Annotated in this window: 17 protein-coding genes, 1 tRNA gene and 1 pseudogene; 5 read left to right on the top strand and 14 right to left on the bottom strand. The window is 67.8% G+C overall.

Features of this window, described 5'->3' with window-relative positions; genetic code table 11:
- Positions 1-37: 37 nt before the first annotated feature.
- Both NO978_RS17620 and NO978_RS17625 read right to left on the bottom strand, forming a co-directional pair.
- Positions 38-670 carry an METTL5 family protein gene (locus NO978_RS17620; RefSeq protein WP_257300872.1) on the bottom strand — a complete coding sequence of 211 codons (633 nt, stop codon included), beginning with the start codon at positions 668-670 and terminating at the stop codon, positions 38-40.
- A gap of 10 nt (positions 671-680) precedes the next feature.
- Positions 681-1082: a hypothetical protein gene (locus NO978_RS17625; protein WP_257300873.1), complete on the bottom strand. Its 402-nt coding sequence runs from the start codon at positions 1080-1082 to the stop codon at positions 681-683.
- 144 nt (positions 1083-1226) lie between these two features.
- On the opposite strand from NO978_RS17625, the gene NO978_RS17630 reads away from it, so the two are divergent.
- Positions 1227-1871 carry a zf-TFIIB domain-containing protein gene (locus NO978_RS17630; RefSeq protein WP_257300874.1) on the top strand — a complete coding sequence of 215 codons (645 nt, stop codon included), beginning with the start codon at positions 1227-1229 and terminating at the stop codon, positions 1869-1871.
- Positions 1872-1965: 94 nt separating this feature from the next.
- On the opposite strand, the gene NO978_RS17635 is transcribed toward NO978_RS17630, so the two are convergent.
- The 9 genes from NO978_RS17635 to NO978_RS17675 form a co-directional block, all read right to left on the bottom strand.
- Complete coding sequence (locus NO978_RS17635) at positions 1966-2997, bottom strand: hypothetical protein (protein WP_257300875.1); 1032 nt, start codon at positions 2995-2997, stop codon at positions 1966-1968.
- Between the two features lie 101 nt (positions 2998-3098).
- Positions 3099-4064 carry a permease gene (locus NO978_RS17640; protein WP_257300876.1) on the bottom strand — a complete coding sequence of 322 codons (966 nt, stop codon included), beginning with the start codon at positions 4062-4064 and terminating at the stop codon, positions 3099-3101.
- Positions 4065-4195: 131 nt separating this feature from the next.
- Positions 4196-4732 carry a multiprotein bridging factor aMBF1 gene (locus NO978_RS17645; RefSeq protein WP_257300877.1) on the bottom strand — a complete coding sequence of 179 codons (537 nt, stop codon included), beginning with the start codon at positions 4730-4732 and terminating at the stop codon, positions 4196-4198.
- A gap of 76 nt (positions 4733-4808) precedes the next feature.
- The gene (locus NO978_RS17650; protein ID WP_257300878.1) at positions 4809-5441 is read right to left on the bottom strand and encodes a CDP-alcohol phosphatidyltransferase family protein; all 633 of its coding nucleotides are present in this window, start codon (positions 5439-5441) and stop codon (positions 4809-4811) included.
- Entirely contained in the window at positions 5438-5965 is a 528-nt protein-coding gene (locus NO978_RS17655) for an adenylate kinase family protein (protein ID WP_257300879.1), read from the bottom strand. The genes NO978_RS17650 and NO978_RS17655 overlap by 4 nt, the downstream gene beginning before the upstream one ends.
- The gene (gene hisC, locus NO978_RS17660) at positions 5962-7050 is read right to left on the bottom strand and encodes a histidinol-phosphate transaminase (RefSeq protein ID WP_257300880.1); all 1089 of its coding nucleotides are present in this window, start codon (positions 7048-7050) and stop codon (positions 5962-5964) included. Before hisC ends, NO978_RS17655 begins: the two co-directional genes overlap by 4 nt.
- A 35-nt stretch (positions 7051-7085) precedes the next feature.
- Positions 7086-8393: a GTPase HflX gene (hflX, locus tag NO978_RS17665; protein WP_257300881.1), complete on the bottom strand. Its 1308-nt coding sequence runs from the start codon at positions 8391-8393 to the stop codon at positions 7086-7088.
- Positions 8394-8908: 515 nt separating this feature from the next.
- Positions 8909-9880: a halocyanin domain-containing protein gene (locus NO978_RS17670; protein ID WP_257300882.1), complete on the bottom strand. Its 972-nt coding sequence runs from the start codon at positions 9878-9880 to the stop codon at positions 8909-8911.
- A gap of 4 nt (positions 9881-9884) precedes the next feature.
- Complete coding sequence (locus NO978_RS17675) at positions 9885-11042, bottom strand: multicopper oxidase domain-containing protein (RefSeq protein WP_257300883.1); 1158 nt, start codon at positions 11040-11042, stop codon at positions 9885-9887.
- 182 nt (positions 11043-11224) lie between these two features.
- Here NO978_RS17675 and NO978_RS17680 point away from each other — a divergent pair, with 182 nt between their 5' ends.
- Positions 11225-12913, top strand: a complete 1689-nt coding sequence (locus tag NO978_RS17680) for a histidine kinase N-terminal 7TM domain-containing protein (RefSeq protein ID WP_257300884.1) — start codon at positions 11225-11227, stop codon at positions 12911-12913.
- Positions 12914-12919: 6 nt separating this feature from the next.
- On the opposite strand, the gene NO978_RS17685 is transcribed toward NO978_RS17680, so the two are convergent.
- From NO978_RS17685 to NO978_RS17695, 3 genes are read right to left on the bottom strand one after another with little or no spacing between them, the layout of a single operon-like run.
- On the bottom strand, positions 12920-14533 hold the full coding sequence (locus NO978_RS17685) for a GMC family oxidoreductase (RefSeq protein ID WP_257300885.1): 1614 nt from the start codon (positions 14531-14533) through the stop codon (positions 12920-12922).
- Positions 14530-15054 (bottom strand): gluconate 2-dehydrogenase subunit 3 family protein, encoded by a 525-nt coding sequence (locus NO978_RS17690; RefSeq protein WP_257300886.1) that lies wholly within the window; start codon positions 15052-15054, stop codon positions 14530-14532. Before NO978_RS17690 ends, NO978_RS17685 begins: the two co-directional genes overlap by 4 nt.
- Before the next feature lie 28 nt (positions 15055-15082).
- Complete coding sequence (locus NO978_RS17695) at positions 15083-15820, bottom strand: fumarylacetoacetate hydrolase family protein (protein ID WP_257300887.1); 738 nt, start codon at positions 15818-15820, stop codon at positions 15083-15085.
- Positions 15821-15945: 125 nt separating this feature from the next.
- Between NO978_RS17695 and NO978_RS17700 the strand changes: the two genes are divergently transcribed.
- From NO978_RS17700 to rpl10e, 3 genes and pseudogenes are all read left to right on the top strand, one after another.
- Positions 15946-16020 (top strand) — tRNA-Glu (locus NO978_RS17700).
- Between the two features lie 81 nt (positions 16021-16101).
- Positions 16102-16335 (top strand): hypothetical protein, encoded by a 234-nt coding sequence (locus NO978_RS17705; RefSeq protein ID WP_257300888.1) that lies wholly within the window; start codon positions 16102-16104, stop codon positions 16333-16335.
- Between the two features lie 214 nt (positions 16336-16549).
- A pseudogene (gene rpl10e / locus NO978_RS17710) lies at positions 16550-16733 on the top strand (50S ribosomal protein L16); the annotation flags it as partial.

Genomic DNA, 16733 nt, shown 5'->3' on the forward strand with positions numbered 1-16733 from the left:
CGACAGCACGCAGCGTAGCAGAACAGCGGTCAGGCGCTCAGTCGTCGCCGGCCCACTCGATCCTGAACACTTCCGCGTCGACGGTGTGGGTCTTGGACTCGTGGAAGGGGAACTGTCGGTCGAGGTCGAGCTCCGCGGCGAACGCGTGGGTCACTTCGCCGGCGTTGTCGGCCGCGAACGACTCGACGAACGCCCGGCTCCCCTCGTTGTGGACGGAGTAGGAGACGTCCGCGAGCGACGCCGCAGCAGCGAGGAACTCGCGGTCGGCGTGCTCGTTGCCGTCCTGTGCGCCGAACGGCGGGTTCATCAGCACCGTCGTCGGCCCGGACGGACAGAGCGGTGGGTTCGTCGCGTCCCCACAGCACCACTCGACGGTCGTGCGGGCACCGACGCGGCGTTCGTTCTGCCGGGCGGTCGAGAGTGCGACCCGGTCGAGGTCGACGCCGACGACCCGCTCGGCCCCTCTGAGCGCCGTCCCGAGGGCGAGCATCCCCGTCCCCGTCCCGAGGTCGAGGACCGTCGCGTCGACGATGTCGCCCTGCGTGTCGGCCACGTGGACGATGGAGGCGGCCACCTCGGGCGGTGTCGGGTACTGTTCGAGGTCTGTGCGTGGCGAGTCGAAGCCGGCGACCACGCCGAGTTGTTGCGCCAGCGCGCGCCGTGTACTCATCGGGAACGAATCAGTCGTCGAGAGTGATAGGCCCGTCGAGTTCGAAGGCGACACCCTCGCGGCGGGCACGCTCCGCGCACGCCGAGAGCGCCGGCTCGACCTTGCTGGTGTCGGCCACGTCACCGCACTCGACGGTGACGCGGGCCGCGCCGAGGAACGCTGCTGCACGGACGTAGCCGCGCACCCGGTCGACCTCGCGCTGGGTCTCCAGCGAGCAGTCCTCGTCGAAGCAGGCCCGCACCGTCAGCACGGACGGGACGTAGCCGGACCGGGTGAGTTCGTGCTTCAGGTCGCGCAGGTACTCCGGTGCGGTGGAGTCGAGCGCCTGTGCGTCCAGCGACACTGGCTGGAGGTCCTCGGGTCGACACTGTTCGATGGTTCGCTCGACGTTCGCGGACGGGGTCGCACTCATACTCGCGACATACACTATGGGAATACAAAAAAGTTTGTAAATACATAGTAGTAATACAACGTTCGGCCGGTGACGGTAAGGTACACGTACCCGGACCGTGAGAGGATGGAACACGCTTATTATTCCGTGTGCTCACATTTCTGTATGAAAGAGTGCCCGCGGTGTGGCTCCTCGCTCAGCGCGTACTCGCTGAGCGACGTGGAAGCGTACGGCTGTGACTCGTGTGGGTGGGTCGGTGTGCCGGTCGACCACAAGAGCGAACCGAAGCGCCTGGAGTCCTGGCAGGACGCCATCCAGCGCTTCCAGAAGAGGTTCGCCGCAGACGGGCTCGAGGAGCACGCCGAGCGACTCGAACGCGTCGAACAGGCCCGCCGGGACGCCGTGAGCGGAGCCGACGACGAGACCGAGGATGCCGGCGACGAGGTGCCGGCGACCGACGAAGACGAGAGTGACGAGCCGGCTGCAGACGACGAGGCTCCCGAGGAAGACGCCGACACAGCGCCCGAAGAGACCGGCGACGGCGTCGAGGAGGGCACCGAGACGGGGGCGACCGAGGACGTGGGGCCCGAAGACGGTGCTGCAGACGATTCCGAGGCCGCGGCGACGGCGGAAGACGAGCCTGAACCGGAGATTACGGGCGAGAGCGAGGCCGATACCGCGGACGCTGCCGGGTCGGACGATGCCGACGACGCGACGGCCGACGATACCGAAGCAGCCGACGACGACACCGGGGAGCCCAGCTCGGACGACGAGGAAGTCGAAGTCGCCGCCGACGGCGCGGGCCAGTAACGGCTGTTCTCGTGTTCTCGAAGCGCGCTAATGGCTCGTTAGCGACGGCGTTCGCTGGACGATCCACGCGGCGATAAAAAGGGATTCGGCGTCGTTACTCGTCGGCGGCCGGCGCTTCGGCCTCTGCACCGGTCTCGCGCTCGTCGACGTCCTCGTCGGAGCGTGCGGCGACGAGCGAGCCACGTGCGACGGAGTAGAGCGGCTCGTTGGCGTGCTGGACGCCACTGATGGAGAACGGGATGTTCGCGTCCTCGAGGTGGTCGCGGAACAGCGCCTCGAAGCCGTCCGGGCTGGAGGTGCCGCCGGTGACGACGACGGGCACGTCCAGGCCCTCTTCGACGTCTTCCTCGTCGACCTCGCGGACGACGTGCTCGATGACGTAGTCCAGCAGGTTCTCGTAGTAGATGCTGAGTGCGCCCTCGACGCCACCGACGTCGGTGGTGAAGTCGAGCTCGAAGTCGTTCTCCTTGATGGAGGTGACCTTGTCGACGGGCGTGCCCGTGGCCTGTGCGGCCTGCTCGTCGACCCAGTCGCCACCGCGGGCGACGGAGAACTTCATGACCGGCACCGCGTAGTAAGCGAGACAGACGTTGGTCATGCCCGCGCCGAAGCTGATTCCCAGGCCGGTGAAGTTGTTGTCCGCCAGTTCGCTGTAGATGACGGCCATCCCCTCGTTGATGGGCTCGGCGTCGTAGCCCATGTTGCCGAGGAAGCTCTCGATGGTCTTCTGGTGGTAGAGCGTCGACAGTTCGGAGTCGATCGGGTCCGCCGGCACCGAGAAGTAGAGCTTCTCGTCGGGGTGGTTCGGCTCGCCGACGACCTGCTCGATGATGAGCTTCATCATCGGAATCGCGGACTTCTCGGAGGAGGAGAGGATGCCGTGCTTCATCGGACGGCGTGTCTCCTTGTTGAAGATGTTCGCGAAGTTCAGAGCGTCGTCACCGACGACGTACACCTTGTCGTCCTTGCGGATGTGGAGCACTTCCGAGCGGGAGAGCATCTGCTCGGCCATGTCGGAGTACTCGATCTCCACGAAGGAGTTCCGCTGCTGTACGAACACCGTGTCGTTCCCATCTTGTTGGGCCGACAGAATGTTCATCGTCCCAACGTCCAGGCCTTTAGCCATATTTGCCCATTCTAACCCACCGAATAATAAAACTATGTGAAATTATTTCATCACTATTGGAGTTGATATAAATTGGACGCGGCCGAATCGTCTGACGCGGGTCAGCTGAGGCCGAGTGCCCGTTTGACACGAGCGACGAACCCACCACCGCCGCCGGTCGCCGCGGCGATGCTCGTGGACTCCTCCGACTTGCGCTGTTCCTCGCGCTGACGACGCTCCCGAAGCTCCTTGAGCTTCTGGGTCTGGTCGTCGACCGTCGAGCTCGACGTGGCGGTCTTCTTCTCGCCGCCCTTCATGGCCTTGAGGTTCTGTATCTGGGAATCGACGCCCTGCGAGCGGGTCACGTTCGCGCTCTGCTGGCTGAACGCCGAGCTGTCCATCTCCTCGTCGACGTCGAACTGGAGCCGGCGACTCTCGCTCTTCTCGACGCCACCCCAGGAGAGGTCGACCCCGGACATCGCCTGATCGATGTCGGACTGGATCTCGGCCTCGCTGTAGGACTCCTCCGGCTCTTCCTCCTCTTGTACCGGCTCGATATCGGCCGGGCCGGGTTTCTGGTACCGTTCGAGCTGGTCGGCGACGAGTGCCGCACCCGTCGAACCCACGACGAGAACCAGTCCGAGCGCGTAGAGGCTGATGACACCGAGAGTCGCACCGACGCCGTACTCGTTCCACTGCCCGGGGTAGACGGAGACGAACCAGCCGACCGCAGCCAGGTCGACGAGGCTACCCGCGGTTGACGCGTACACGGCCCGGCGTTCGACCGGTAACAGGACCACGATACCGGTGATGGTCGCGGGGAGCGAGAGCATCCCGAGGGCGTACGCGATGCGTGTCCAGTTCCAGAACGGATCCGTCCCCGCCTCGAAACTCGTGAAGCTGATCACGGTCAACAGCAGGGCAACGACTCCCACGACGATGCCCCCGAAGAACAGACCGAACCCGAGGTAGACGTCCGTCTCCTCTTCCGGTTCGCCGATATACTCACGATACAGATTGTAAAGCGGGTTGTCAGGTGGCGACTCGTCCGGCCCTGTCGCCGCAGTCGGTGATTCCTCGTCAGCCATTGTCGCCCAATACAGCGTCATTGCTCATGACTGTTTGGTTAAGCGTATTCAACCTGAAAAAAGACGGTCGTACGTGCGCATGACGCCCGTCTGACGGACAGTCGGAACGACGGCGATAGACCCGCTCCGCGTCAGTCCTTGCGCTTGACCACGTCGCCGAGCGTGGTCGTCGTCGAGGATTCGGCGTCCCAGTCGTTGTCCTCGTCGCTGCCGGCACCCATGTCGAGGTTGATCTCGAGGAACCGCTCGAGCTTCGACTGGACCTTGTCGCTCGGGAGCGTGTCGCCGCGCTCGAGCTTGCGGATGAGGCTGGCCTTCTCGTTGAGCTCGCTCGCCAGGTCGGACTGGCTCAGCCCGCGGTCCTCCCGTGCCTGGCGGATGCGCTCGTCGTAGTCCTGGGCGAGCTCGTCCATGTCGTCGAACATATCAGAGCGTCGCCGCGAGGAGCTCGAGCCGCCCGAGCCGCCGGTGGAACTGGACGAACTCGAGGACGACGAGGAAGAACTCGAGCTACTGGTCGAGTACTTCGTGGAGGTGCTCGAGGACTGCTGGGTCTTCACTTCGGTTCCGAAGTCGGCACAGTCGTCGCAGACATCAAGCTCTGCGCCCTCGACTTTCACCGTCTTCGGCGACGCCGTCTCGGCACCACACATCTCACACTGAACCATACGCGGCCGTTCGTCGCGTGCAGTGATAAAAGATACGACGGCGCAGTCGACCGAGCGCCCGACGGTATCGGCACCCTCAGTCGAGCTGGCCCCAGACCTCGCGGAACCGCTGGAGTGCGGTGATGTGCCCGACGACGGCGAAGACGACGAGCAGCCAGCCGACGATATCGAGGCCGTACAGGCTCCGCGACAGGCCGGCCGCGGCGAACCCGACGAGGCCCGAGAGCGCGAGCCGGTCCGCCCGGCCGAGCACACCCGCGTACAGTCGACCGACGCCGACCGCCTGGGCCTGCGTCCCGAGGTACGAGGTCATCAGGACGCCGGTCACGGCCGCGAGCCCGAGGTCGTAGCGGCCGATACCGGCGGCGAACCCGGCGATAATGACGAGGTCGGCGTACCGGTCGAGCACGTGGTCGAGCACGTCGCCCGCCTCGCTGGCAACGTCCTGCGCCCGCGCCAGCTCGCCGTCGATGACGTCCAGCCAGCCGTTCAGGCCGACACAGACCGCGCCGAGTGCGTACCAGAGGGCACGGCCGCCGGCGGGTGCCTCGACGGCCGGGCCGCCGAGCGCGAACGCGGCCGCCGCCGCGCCAGCCAGCCCGAACGCGATGACGCTCACGGCGTTCGGCGTCAGGCCGAGCCGGTCGGCGAGCCGGACGAACGGGTCGAGCAGCGCCTGGATTCGGGGTCTCAGCTGGTCGAGCGTCATAGGTATTCGAGGTAATCCACGTCGCCCGCGGTCGGTTCCCGCGTGCCGTCGACGACCGTCGCGAGGGCGTCGGCGACCTCGTCGGGGCTCGACTGGGTCGTCTCGATCTCGTACACCGCGTCGAGCCCGTGGGTCTCGACGGCCTCCGAGAGCACCACGTCGAGCGCCTCGCTCTCGGCGTTCTCGGCGGCTTTCGCGTCGGACTCGCCACGGTCGCGCAGTCGCTTCGCGAGGGCGTCGGGCGCACAGCGCAGGACGGCCACGCGGTCCGCATCGAGATGGTGTGCGAGGTGCGAGTCGAGCACCAGCACGTCGGCGTCACGCTCGTAGTCGTCGACCCAGGCCGCGAGGGCGTCGAGGTCCGCGACCACGCTGTCGCGCTCCTCGTCGACCGACTCGTACAGTCCCTCGGTCTCGATGACGGCGTTCAGGTGGACCACGTCGACGTCCGGTCGGCTCTCGGCGAGCAGTTCCGTCGCCGTCGTCTTGCCCGTGCCGGGGGTCCCTGTCACCGCAATCCTCACGCGTCGAGCACCTCGTTCAGGCGCTCGACGGCCTCACGGGTCCCGTCCTCGGTCCCGCACGTGATACGCACACAGCCCGGCAGCCCGAAGCTCGTGCAGTCACGGATGATGACACCGGCGCGTTGCATCTCGTCGGCGACGGCGCCCGCACTTTCCGGACCGCGGGCCTCGCTGACGTCGACGAGGACGAAGTTCCCCTCCGAGGGCCACACCGGCGCGTCGACCTCCTCGCGCATGTACTCGCGTGCCCAGCGCGCCGTCTCGACGGACTTCTCGACGTGTTCGTGGTCGTCCAGCGCGGCGAGGCCCGCCCGGCAGGCCAGCTCGCTCGCCGCAAAAGGTGTGTTCACGCGTGCGTAGGCGTCCGCCCAGTCCGCGGGGACGAGCGCGTAGCCCAGCCGCACGCCGGCGAGGCCGTAGGCCTTCGAGAACGTCCGCAGGACGGCCACGTCGTCGCGCTCGTCGAGCAGACCCCGTACGCTGTCGACGTCGGCGTACTCGCCGTAGGCCTCGTCGACGAGCACGAGCGTCCCCTCGTCGGTCTCGTCGGCCACACGCTCGATGGCCTCGAGCGAGAAGGTGCCGCCGGTCGGGTTGTGCGGGCTGGTGAGATAGACGACGCGCTCGCCGTCGTAGTCCGCGAGCACGGTCTCGGCGGTGAGCGCGAGGTCCGGGCGCTCCAGGTCGTACGTCTCGACCTCGCCGTGGTGGTAGCGCGCGCTCATCCCGTAGTAGGCGAAGCCCGGGTCCGGGACGAGGACGGTGTCCCCGGGGTCGAGCATCGCCCGCGCGATGTAGTCGAGTGCGCCGTCGCCGCCGTTGGCGAGCCAGACCTGCGCGGGGTCGCAGTCCCAGCGGTCGGCCAGCGCGTCCCGCAGGTCGGCGTGGGCCGCTTTCGGGTACGAGGAGACACCGGGTGCGGTCTCCCGGATGGCCTCGACCGCCGCCGGCGAGGTGCCGTGTGGGTTCTCGTTCGACGCGAGCTTCGTGAGTGCCGCCGGGTCCACGCCGAGGTCCCTGGCGACCTCCTCGATGCCGCGCCCCGCCTCGTAGGCGACGTGAGCCGAGAGGTCGCGTGGTTTCATGCTCGAAAGCCCGGGCCGTGAGCCCTTAAGCGTAGTCAAGCACGGCTGTCGGAGGACGTGTCGGCGGTGTCCGTCGTATCCTCCGCGAGGTCCGCTGCACGGGCGCGGGCCTGCTCGACCACCGACGGTCGCGCCCGGAGGGTCAGCTGGACGCGCTTGCCGTACTCGACGGACTCGACTGCACCGTGGTCGTGGCACCACGCGACGAAACCCATCGTGTCGCCGCCATGCGGGAGGTCGAACGTCTCGTCCTCGGCGGGCAGGGCCGTGACGACGCGTTCACGGAGGTCGTCGAGCCCGTTCCTCTCCGTGGCGCTGATGGGAACCGGTTCGCCGAGGTCGTCGGGGAGCACGTCCCGTTTGCGTTCGAGCTCGTGGGCGTCGACGCGGTCGGCTTTGTTGAACACCGGCACGACCGGCCCGTCGCCGACCTCGTCGAGCACCGTGTCGACCCGTTCACGAAGTGCGTCGACGGGCTTGCTGGCGTCGGCGACGAGGACGACCACGTCAGCCTCGCGCGCCTCGACCAGGGTGGACCGGAACGCCTCCACGAGGTCGTGGGGCAGGTCCCGGATGAAGCCGACGGTGTCCGAGACGAGGAGCCGGCGACCGTCGACCGTACAGCGGCGCGTCGTCGTCTCCAGCGTCTCGAACAGCCGGTCCTCGACGTTCGCCGTCTCGGCGATGTCGTCCGCGCCTGCGCCGAGGTCGTCGAGCGACAGGTCGTCCGCGAGCCGGTGCAGCAGCGTCGACTTCCCCGCGTTGGTGTAGCCCGCGAGGGCGACGAAGTCGAAGCCGGCCTCGTGCCTGCGCTCACGGGTCTCGTCGCCCGCTGCGGGCAGCTCCTGCAACCGGGTGTTGACCCGGTCGATTCTGAGCTTGACCTCCCGAATCCACTCGCCCTCGGGGTCGTGCGTGGGGAACCATCTGTACTCGTCGTCGTGGCTCTGGACCTCCCGGCGTCGGTGGAGTTCGTGCTCGAGCCGTGCCAGTTCGACCTGGAGCGACGCCCGGCGGGTGTTCGCGCGCGCCTCGAAGATATCGAGGACGAGCCGGAAGCGGTCGCGGACCTCGACGCCGTCCGGGAGTCGGTCGGTCCACGCGAAGAACTGCGACGGCGTGAGTTCGTTGTCCACGACGACGTAGCGGGCATCGTGTTCGTCGACGCTCTCGGCCACCGCGTCGACCTTCCCGCGGCCGAGGTTGTACGTGGCGTCCGCCGCGCGTGTCTGTGTGTGCTCCGCGACGACCTCGTGGCCCGCGGATTCGGCGAGTGCGCGGATCTCAGTCGTGTCAGGTTGTTCGTCTGCGGTTCGTGCTGCGAGTACTGTCCGTCGTGACATGTGATGTGAATCTGGATGGGTGGTTCTGCGGCGTCGCGTCACGAGTGACAGTCGAGTGTCGGCGTTCGTACGACGGAGACGCCGCTGGCGGTCCAGCAGCCTGCGGGCTCGCGACCCGACCGGTGGGTCGGCGTCCGAGTCCGCCTCAGAAAGTGGATAGGGTCTCCATCGTGACCGTACGCGGCTGTCGGCTAGCTGGCACTTCAAGCTTCGCACGGAGTGAGAAGGTATACCACGGTCATCGTGACAACTCGTGGTCCAGACCGGGTTCTCGGCATGCGTAATGGTTATATTCTAAACAAATGTGCCCGCCGTCGGATGACCAGTGTCGGCCAAATAAACTGTATAATGCTATATTAAATGGTCGCGGTCGGCGCGAGCTCCCGGCGGACGCTGTAGGCCCAGAAGATGTGGTCAGTGACGGCGAGGACCCGTGCTGGCCGGAGCTGGGACGTGGTACCGTCACGGCTGCTGGGTCGAACAGTGACCGTCGACGAAAAAGAGCGAACCCGGAGCTACTCCTGCGTCGTGTCCCGGACGTGCTCGCGCAGGCCGAACAGTATCGGTGCCGAGACGAGCGCGAGCAGGCCGCCACCGACAGCGAGCGAGGACTTCGACATGACCTCCTGCGGTCCCTCGCCGACGAGGACGACACCACGCATTCCTCGCTCCCTGTAGTCCTCGCAGTGGTACTTGCTCAGGCCCGAGCCCGAGAACTCCATCGCGTAGCGGTTGCCGACGTCGTTCGTGTGCTCGCTGGCGAATCCGAGCGTGTCGTCGACGACGCTGTAGGGCCCTTCGGTGCCGGTCCACTCCCAGACGACCGTCGTTCCGGGGTCGACCCTGATGGCGGGCGGGTCGAACGCGTACTGGCCGCCGTTGCCCTCGGCACCGACGGTGACCGTCACGGTGTCCTGCCCGCGCTTGTCGGCGACGGTCCCGTAGTTCTCGACGCCTTCAAGCCAGCCGTCGAACGTCGGTCCGGTCGGCTCCTGTTCCTGGCTATCGGGGCTGGCCGCGGTCGACTCGCTCGCGGTCAGCGTGACCGGAACGTCCCCGACGATGACGGCCGCCCGCATCCCCATGTTCTTGTGCGGGTTGCAGGCGTACTTCACGACGCCCGCCTCCTCGAACGCCTGCTCGAACGTCGCGCCGGCCTCGCCCTGCATCTCGGAGGCGAAGCTACCGTCTTCGGCAGCCACGTCGTGGACGCCGCCGTTCCCGGTCCACTCCCAGACGACCGTCGTGCCGGGGTCGATGCGCACCGCTGGCGGGCCGAACGCGAACGCGCCGCCGTTGCCCTGCGCGCCGACCGTGATGGTCACCTCGGACTCGCCGGTCTTGTCGACCAGTCCGTCGACGTTGCCGACGCCGTCGAACCAGTCGATCAGCGATACCTCGTCTCCCTGCTGGCCGGCGGCCATCCCCGTCGCCGCCGTCCCGAGGGCGACGGTACCGGCCGCGCCCATGAACTGGCGTCGTTGCATGGTCTCAGCCCTCGTAGCCCGCGTACTCCATCAGGTTCGAGAAGATCTCGGTGTCCATCGCCTCCGTGTAGACGATGCCCGAGAGCATCCCGCCCGGGTACGTGCTCCCGTTGCGGACGTGGTCGACCTTGTGGCAGTGCATCAGGTAGATACCGGGGTCGACGTCTGCCTCGAACTCGATAGTGTAGCGCTCGGCGGGCGCGACGTTCAGTACGTCCTGTTTCAGCTGCATCTCTTCGGGGTAGGGCGTACCGTCCTTCTCGACCACCTTGAACCGGTGGTTGTGGATGTGCAGCGGGTGGCTCATGAACCCGCCGTTGACCCAGTGGATGCGGACGGTGTCGCCCCGGTCGACGAGGATCGGCGAGCCCTCCTCCGGGTGGAGCGTCCGTGGCGCGCACTTCCCGTTGACCGTGAACGCGTCGGGGCGTCGGTTCGTCAGGTCGAACTGGACGTCCTCTCCCGCGTGCTGGCGGGCGAGCCGCGTGTCCCACTCCTTGACCGTCATGAAGTACTCCTTGTCGGCCTCCTCGTACCCCTCGGGGTCGACGCGGAGGATACCGAACATCCCCATCTCCATGTGCATGGGGGTCTGGTAGTGGCAGTGGTAGAGGTGCGTACCGGCCACGTTCGCGGGGACGGTGTACGTGTGCTTCTCGCCGGGCATCACCGTGATGCCGGTCGTCGTCGGCACGCCGTCGTTCTCCCAGGTCTTCTTGACTCCGTGGAAGTGCAGGGTGTGCGGGGCGTCGGCGTCGGTGTTGTCGAGCGTGACCTCCAGCTCCGCGCCTTCCGTACACCGGAGGATGGGTGCGGGGACGCTCGGGTCGCCGTCGTCGGCTGCGAACGCCCACGTCGTCGGGAGCCCGACGGGCCCGCCCATCGTCTCGAGCGGGTGCATGTCGTGGCGTGCCTTCACGGGCTTCATCGTGACCTCGTGACCCCGCTCGTCCAGGTCGACGACCTCCGGCTTGCTCGTCGTTGGGAGGTCCTGCATCGCCTGATTCTGCGTCGCAGTACCGGGGTCGACCTGCCGCGTGGAGGGGTTAGTCGTCGTCGTCATGCAGCCTGCCGCGGCCGCGAGTCCCGTGGTTCCCGTGGCCGCCATGAACCGCCGTCTCGAGATGCTGGTACCGGGTGCGCCTATCTGGTTTCCGCTCATACCTCACCGTCAGGGCAGCACGTACGTATATAGTGGAGTCGATTCCAGCCCTGCGGGAAAGGGATGCCCAAGAATTAATACGGATATCAGGGACCTATTTTGGCACGTGACACCACTTGACACTGCCCCCGAACGTGGCCAAAACGGTTAGTATCGGCCACCACATCTGTTGGTAGAACTGGATGGAGCTCCTCCCGGACGTGTCGACGGTCCGTATCGGCTACGTACTGGTATTCACCGCCGCCACAGTCGCGTCCCTCGGGTCGGTCCCTCGTGCTCGTACCATCGACCACGAGGGAACCAGACGGGGCCTCGTCGGGGTGCTGGTCGCGAGCGGCCTCTGGGCCGCGACCCACGCGGCTTTCGTCGCGCTCCCACCGGGTGACCTGGCCCGTGCCATCTACATCGCAGGTCTCGCGGTCGGCTTCTCGACGGTGTTCGCCTGGCTCTACTTCTGCTCGGCGTACACCGGGCGCGACCTCCACCACGACCCCACTCTCCGGCGCGTTGCCCTCGGGACGTACCTCGCCTTCGTGCTGATCAAGCTGACGAACCCCGTCCACGGCTACTACTTCACCGTGAACCCGGTGTCGACCCCGTTCCCCCACTTCGCCGTCCAGCATGGGCTCCTGCACTGGGTCGCGACCGGCCTCTCGTACGTGCTCGCGGCGGTCGGCCTGTTCATGTTGTTCGAACGCTTCCGCGACGCGAACTACGACACCCGCTCCGTCTCCGGGCTGGTCGTGCTGACCGCCGTCCCGGTCGCCGCCGACTTGCTCGGCTTCGCGACGCCGGTGCTCATCGACGTCATCTACGCACCCCTCGGCGTCGCGGCGTTCGCGGTGGGGGTCCTCTACGTCTACGAGGACCGCTTCCTCTCGGTGCAGCTCTCCGGCGACGTCGCTGACGCCGTGGTGCTCCTCGACGACGACGGCCGCGTCGTCGAGGCCAACGACGGCGCACGGCAGCTGTTTCCGGGCCTCCAGGGCGCGAGCGGGGAGCCGGCCACCTCGGTCGCGGGACTGGCGGACACGCTGGACGCCGACGGCGGTGTCGTCGACCGTTCCGTCGACGGCGAGACCCGGTACTTCCTGGTGAACGAGAGCAGCTTCTCGCTCGGCGGCAGCGACATCGGCCAGCTCCTCCTGTTCTCGGACGTGACCCGCATCGAGCGCAAGCGGCGCGAGGTCGACCGACACAACGAGCAGCTGGAGGGGTTCACCGAGGGCATTCGCCACGAGCTCCGCAACGGGCTCGCCGTCGTCGAGGGGTACGTCGACCTCGCGGCCGACCGCCTCGACGACGGCGCGGTCACCGACGCACACGACGCCCTGACCGAGGCGTCGGCGATGGCCGACCGGATGGACCACACGGTCGACGACCTCGCGACGGTCGCCGAGCACGGCCGCACCGTCGACGAGACCGCCTGGGTAGACTTCCAGGCGACGGTCGCGGAGGCACGTGCGGGCGTCGACCTCGGTGACACGACTGTCGAGGTCGTCGGTGAGGGAGAGATCGCCGCTGCGCCCACGCGGCTCGAGAAGCTGTTCGAGAACGCACTCCGGTTCGCGAGCCGCACGGATTCGACGAGTGTCCGCGTCGAACTCCGCGAGGATGGGTTCGTCGTCACCGACGACGGGACGACCGAGCCCGACGCCGAGCCGGAAGCGTTCTTCGACTACGGCGACGCCGTCCCGACCGCCAGCGCGACGGTCACCCTGCCAACCGTCCGGACGCTCGCGCGGGTCCACGGCTGGTCGGCGACGGTCGACACCACGTACGGGGCGGGGGTCCGGGTCGTGGTCGACGGTGTCGACGTCCGATTCGCCGAGACCGGAGACGAACCGGCGGCAGCGAGCGCAGATTCGTGACGGCGCTCAGAGCTCGGCGTCGACCGCGTCGGCGGCCCGCAGTGCCAGCGCAGCGATGGTCAGCGTCGGGTTCAGCGCGCCGCCGGTGACGAACGTCGAGGCGGACGCGATCCAGCAGTTGTCGAGGTCGTGCGTCCGCAGTCGCGGGTTCACGACGCTCTCGTCGGGGTCGGTGCCCATCCGCGTCGTCCCCATGTGGTGGAACGCCGGCCCGGTCGTGGCGGCGTCGGTCACCCAGTCCACGTCGACGCCGAGTTCGTTCATGATGGCCGCCTGCGTCTCGTTGGCGGCCTCGATCGTCCGCCGTTCGCGGTCGCCGAGCGACCAGTGTATCTCCGGGACGGGGTTGCCGTGGTCGTCGGTCACGTCCGGGTCGAGCGTGACGCGGTTCTCAGCGCGTGGTGGCTGCCCGCAGAGCCCGCCCATCGCGATGCGGTTGCCGTAGGTGTCGCGGATCTCCTCGGCGAGGGCGTCGCCCCAGGCCGCCTCGCTCTCGGTCGAGAGCGCGACGTTCACCGGGGACTGGCCGGCATAGTTGAGGAACTCCAGCTTGTACGGGCCGACAGACTCGTCCACGTCGTCGTAGAACTGGTGGGACTCGCTCGTGATGAAGCCGACGTGCTTCTGGCGGGTCGGCGCGTCCAGTTCGCCGCCCATCCCGGCGAACAGGTGGTCCATGAAGTAGCGCCCGACCGCGCCGGAGGAGTTGGCGAGGCCGTCCGGGTGCTGTGTCGAACGGGAGAGCAGGAGCAGTCGCGGGATCTCGATGCCGCCGGCCGCGAGCACGAACTGCCGGGCCTCCTGCCGGTGTTCCGTCCCGTCAGGTGTCGCGTAGACGACTGCCTCGACCGTCTCGCCGGAGCGGTCGTGTTCGATGCGCTGGGCAGGGGCGCGGTCGATGACGCGTGCTCCCTCGCCCTCGGCCTTCGCGACGTGGACCGTCGCGTCGTACTTCGCCCCCGACGGACAGACGGGCTTGCAGGTGCCGTAGCCCTGGCACGCGCTCCGGCCGTCGTGTGCCTCGGAGTTCCGGGCGTTGGGCGCCGAGTGCATCGCGATGCCGAGTTCCTCGCAGGCCTCCGCGAACAGCGAGTCGGAGTACGACGGCCGGAACGCAGGCATCGGGAACGGCTCCGCACGCGGCGGCGCGAACGGGTTGTCGTCGGCGCCGGCGACGCCCAGCTCCGCCTCCGCCTCGGCGTAGTACGGCTGCAGGTCGTCGTAGCCGATGGGCCAGTCGCGCCCGACGCCGTGGCGGCTCCGGCGCTCGAAGTCCGACTCGTGGAGCCGGAACACCATCCCCTGCCAGTGCAGCGTCGTCCCACCGACCCCCTTCACCCGCGCCGCGTTGAGTGGATAGTGCTCCTCGCCCGCGTTGGTGTACGCGTCACGCGGGCCGCCCATATCCCACACGTCCTCGGGGCCGTGGCTGGGCCTGATGTGCCGTTCCATCCGTTCGAGCCGGTCGTCGGGGTCGAACCGCGGGCCCGCCTCCAGCACGACCACGTCGTAGCCCTCGCTGGCGAGCCGGTGAGCGACGAGCGCGCCTGCCGGCCCCGCCCCGACGATGCAGACGTCGCTACGCGGTGACGGTGTCCGGTCCACGTCCCCCTGGCTCATGCGTCCGGCCCCCGCTGATAGCTCGTCGTCCCGCCGGGGTGGCCGATGGGGTTCTCGGTCCCAACCAGCGACCCGCCCGCCGGCGAGGTGTAGAAGGCGTACAGCAGTTCGTTCACGACGTAGTACCTGACCCGTCCGGGCGGCCGTCCCTCCGGGTCCGGCGGGATAGCGTCGGCCCCCAGCTGGCGGAGCGTCGCGTCCCGGTCCTCGCGGTCGAGCGTCGCGAACGGCCCGTCGAACCACCGCTCGGCCCGCTCGTCGACGACGGCGAGCGCGTCTGCCATGCCGGCGTGGTAGTCGGGTCTGTCCGCGGTCCTCCCGGCCACGAAGGTCTCGACGAACTCCCGGACACCCGTCACCTCGCTCGGGTAGAGTACCTCGGCGACGGCGACCAGCGTGTCCACGTCGACGTCGGGCTTCGCTCGCCGGTCGTCGAGGTGCGAGAGCGCCGCCGCGCCGGCTCCGACGACGATGCCGGTCGACGCCAGCGCGGCCAGCGCGTCCCGCCGGGTCAGCTCCATCTCTGACGAGATTAGGCCGACCTAAAACTTAAGCGCTGGGAATCTCCACGGTGTGTTCGAGGCGGCCGACGCCCTCGACCTCGATTACGACCTCGTCGCCGTCCGCGAGCTTTCCGACGCCCTCCGGCGTCCCGGTGGCGATGACGTCGCCGGGTTCGAGCGTCATGTAGCTCGTGATCTCGGCGACGAGCTCGGGCACGGAGAAGATCATCAGCTCGCGGCTCGCGTCCTGTCGGAGCTCGCCGTTGCAGTACGACCGCACGGCGGCGTCCTCGGGCACCTCGTCGGGCGACGCCAGCACCGGGCCGAGCGGGGCTGCCCCGTCGAACGCCTTCCCGCGCACCCAGTTCGTCTCTCGACGCTGGTCGTCGCGGTTCGAGAGGTCGTTCACGCAGGTAAAGCCCGCGACCACGTCCATCGCGTCGGCCTCGGCCACGTCCTTGGCCTGCTCCCCGATGACGACGCCGAGCTCCGCCTCGAAGTCGAGACGGTCCTTCCCGGCGGGGAGCGTCACCTCGCTCCCGTGGCTCGCGACGGTGTTCGGACCCTTCAGGAACAGCAGCGGCCGGTCGGGGACGTCGTTCCCCATCTCGTCGGCGTGCTCCGCGTAGTTCCGGCCGACGCAGACGATCTTCGTCGGCTCACACGGCGCGAGCACGTCCACCTCGTCCTCCTCGAACGTCCGGTCGCCGAACTCGATCACGCCGTCGTCCCACTCACCGTACCGGACTGCACCCGCTGGATCGCGAAAGCGTACGCGTCTCATGCTCGGAGCCTGGCGCGGAGGGCGGTTAAGGGTTGAGGAGGCGGTGAGGCCCACGTGTGCGAGTGGCTGCCGGGACCCGGTTGGAACGGAAGGTTTAAAATCGACGACCGGGAACGAACTGATGCGCTCGGTTGGTGTAGTCCGGCCAATCATCTTGGCCTTTCGAGCCGAGGACAGGGGTTCAAATCCCCTACCGAGCATGCTTTTGAGCGACGAAGTGAGTGACAGAGCAGCGTAGCCGCGGGAAAAGACACTTCACGCTCGACGGACCAACCAGAGGCATGACAGAGGCAGTCCTCCGTTCCATCCGCCGGTGGCTCATCACCATCGCGTTCCTGCTGTCGGTCGTCCTCTTCCTCCAGACCTGGGCCGGTCCGATCCCGAGGGCGGTCACAGCGACCGCGAACATGGCTGGGGTCGGCATCGGCCTCGTCGCGCTCCTGTGGCTCTGGCACGCGTTCCGCGGTAAGACCGACGCCGATCGCGACCGCACCCAGTCGGCGTCGGAGAGCTGAGATCCCCCGGCCTGAGCGACCTCGGGCTCAGGCTATCCGCGACTGCGACATGCCGCTCGTCCTCGGGACGACGATGGTCGTCGCCTACATCGGCATCGCGGCCAACCTCGTCCGGGACCTGTCCCACGCCTGGCTCGACCCGCGGGCCGCCGAAGAGTAGCGAGACGGCCTCGAAAGTACTTTACCGGCGTAGGCGCGAAGTGACGGCAAGACCATGTCCGACAAACCGGCGTCGATGTACCGGGAGATTTCCAAGCCCGCGTACACACGACGTGAGTACATCACCGGCATCCCCGGCTCGAAGATCGCACAGCACAAGATGGGCGACACCGCCAGCGACGCCGACGACTGGCCCGTCCAGATCTCGCTGGTCCTCGAAGAGGAGTGCCAGCTCCGTC

The sequence above is a fragment of the Haloarchaeobius sp. FL176 genome (assembly GCF_024609245.1).
Lineage (GTDB): Archaea > Halobacteriota > Halobacteria > Halobacteriales > Natrialbaceae > Haloarchaeobius.